The 220-nt window shown below is 54.1% G+C and carries 1 rRNA gene; it reads right to left on the bottom strand.

The window, feature by feature from the left end:
* Positions 1-220: ribosomal RNA gene (locus tag H6A27_RS14925) — 23S ribosomal RNA — on the bottom strand; the annotation flags it as partial.

Here is a 220-nt window from a genome sequence, read left to right as displayed (position 1 = left end):
TCTGACTTCGTTAGTTTAACTTAGCTGTCATTTCGGGGCCTTAGCCGATGGTCCGGATTGTTCTCCTCTCGGGCACGGACCTTAGCACCCATGCCCTCACTCCCGGGGTCGAACTGATGCGCATTCGGAGTTTGTCAGGACTTGATAGGCGGTGAAGCCCTCGCATCCAATCAGTCGCTCTACCTCACATCAGTAATCCTCGAGGCTGCACCTAAATGCA

It is taken from the genome of Bacteroides caecigallinarum (genome assembly GCF_016902295.1).
GTDB lineage: Bacteria > Bacteroidota > Bacteroidia > Bacteroidales > Bacteroidaceae > Phocaeicola > Phocaeicola caecigallinarum_A.
This window is presented reverse-complemented; position numbering and strand designations above follow the sequence as displayed.